This is a genomic window from Streptomyces sp. UH6, assembly GCF_013421635.1.
Taxonomy (GTDB): Bacteria; Actinomycetota; Actinomycetes; order Streptomycetales; family Streptomycetaceae; genus Streptomyces; species Streptomyces abyssomicinicus.
The window spans coordinates 1-2,104 of sequence record NZ_JACADT010000981.1 but is presented as its reverse complement, the minus strand read 5'-3'; the positions used below and the strand labels follow the sequence as shown (position 1 = coordinate 2,104).

The 2,104-nt window shown below is 75.0% G+C and carries 2 protein-coding genes; one reads left to right on the top strand and one right to left on the bottom strand.

The annotated features are described in order from the left end of the window. Window positions 1–118: 118 nt before the first annotated feature. The gene (locus tag HW445_RS28280; RefSeq protein ID WP_180223697.1) at window positions 119–1,423 is read right to left on the bottom strand and encodes an alpha/beta fold hydrolase; all 1,305 of its coding nucleotides are present in this window, start codon (window positions 1,421–1,423) and stop codon (window positions 119–121) included. 215 nt (window positions 1,424–1,638) lie between these two features. Here HW445_RS28280 and HW445_RS28275 point away from each other — a divergent pair. Next, on the top strand, window positions 1,639–2,104 hold a 466-nt coding region (locus HW445_RS28275; RefSeq protein ID WP_180223696.1), incomplete at its 3' end, for a questin oxidase family protein.

Here is a 2,104-nt window from a genome sequence, read left to right as displayed (position 1 = left end):
CACGCGGTCACGCGGTCACGCGGTCACGCGGTCACGCGGTGACGCGGTGACGCGGTGACGCGGTGACGCGGGGCGGCGGCCGGATGTGTCCGGCCGCCGCCCCGGCCCTGACCCGGCGTCAGGCCTCGTCGCGTACCAGGGCGAGGAGACGGTCCAGGACCCGCGTACCGCCCGCGCGGACGCCGTCGTGCTCGAACTCGTCGGTGACCCAGGTCCGCAGGCCGCGGATCGCGCGGGCGGTCTCCAGCGCGTGGCCGGTGTCGACGTAGAGGTCGTCGTGGTAGACGGCCGCCGCCACCGGGACCTCGTTGGCGGCGAGCCGCCGCGGGTCGTAGAGCGGGGTCCAGTCGGTGCGTGCGGCGAGGATCTCGGCGGTCTCCCGGAGCGGTCGCAGCGCGGGGTCGCAGTCGAACAGCCAGGGGTGCACCGTCTCGCCGGTCAGGAGCACGGCCTCGCCCTCCTCGAGCGCCCGGCCGGCGTCGAACTGCGGGAACTCGGCGCGCACGCGCTCGGCGGACCAGGCGGTCGGCCGGTCGTCCTGGGCGTAGATGGCCTCGTGGAGCACCGCGTAGAGCGGGTGGCTCACATAGGTGAGGGACTGCCGGACCTGCTCGAGGAAGGCGTCGGAGAGCTGGAGCCCGTCCGGGGTGGGGAGCACGAAGGCGTCCTCCAGCAGGAAGTGCAGCCGGTGGCTGCCGTCGCCGGAGCCGAGCATGGCGCCCAGCGACTGGAACGCCTCGGCGGTGAGCCGGTGGCCGTCCGGCAGTTCGACGTCGTGCCGCAACAGGTGCTCGGCGATGCGGCGGACCCGCTCCACGTCCTGGGGATAGCGGGCGTAGTGGGCGGCGACCTTGCGCTCCATGCGCGGGTAGGCGGCGCGGTAGACGTCGTCGGCGTGCGCGTGCAGGGAGGGCAGGCCGCCGGTGATCAGGGCGGCGGACAGGCCCTCGGGGGCGAGCGAGAGGTAGGCGACGGTGCAGAAGCCGCCGAAGCTCTGGCCGAGCACCGTCCACGGCGCCCCGCCGGTGAGCAGGGGGCGGATCGCCTCGCAGTCACGGACGATCGAGTCGGCCCGGAAGCGCGTGAGGTAGTCCGCCTGTGCGGCCGGGCCGCCGCGCAGCGGGAGCGTCTGCCGGTTGGCCGGGGTCGAGGCGCCGGTGCCCCGCTGGTCCAGCAGGAGCACCCGGAACTCGCTCAGTGCCCGCTCCAGCCAGGCCTGCCGTCCGACGAAGCGGTGGGCGGGCATGCCGGGACCGCCCTGCAGGTACAGCAGCCAGGGCAGGTCCTGGTCCGCCTTGTCGCTCGCCACCACCTCGCGTGCGTACAGCTCGATGGTCTCGCCGCCCGGGTCGGCGTGGTCGAGCGGCACGGTGAAGCGGTGGTCGGTGAGGACGACGCCGGGCTGGCGGTAGCGGAGGGTCAAGGCATGCTCCCGGGGCGGTCGGAGGGGGCGGAGGGGTTCGCCCCAGTTCAGCACAGTCCCGGGGAGGAGGGGCGGCCGGGACCCGGGACCTGGGTCCAGGGCCGGTGTACCGGGCCGCCGCGCTCCCCTAGGTTGATCGCAGTGACTGCACCGGGCCGGTGGCGGGCATCGATCCGAGGGCCGGCCGCGACACCGGCCCGAGGGAGCTGACGACGATGAGCGGCACGGACACCGGAGTGCTGGACGAGGCGCTGGAACGGCTGCACCGGGCGGGGCCCGAGCGTGACGGCTGGCTCTCCAACCACGCCCCCATGGCGGTGGAGGCGCTGGTCCGGCACGGTCACGGTGCGAGCGCGCACCGCTGGCTGGAGCGGTACGCGCTCACCAAGCTGGAGGACCTGCCCGGCTCGTCGCATCCGGTGCGGGAGGCGGAGTGGCGCGAGGCGCTGGGCGACCCGCGCAGGCTCGGAGACTGGACCGCGCACTTCGGTCGGGCCGTCGTCGAGGAGGGCTGGCGGCCGGTCCTGGTGCGCTGGTGGCCGCGGCTGCTGCCGGGGATCGTCGCCGGGGCGACGCATCCGGTGATCCGGGTGGGGCACGCCGTGCGGGCGCTGCTGGAGTACGGCGAGAACGCGGCCAGGGTCACCGAACTCGCCCACGGGCTGGCGTACTGGGCGGGCC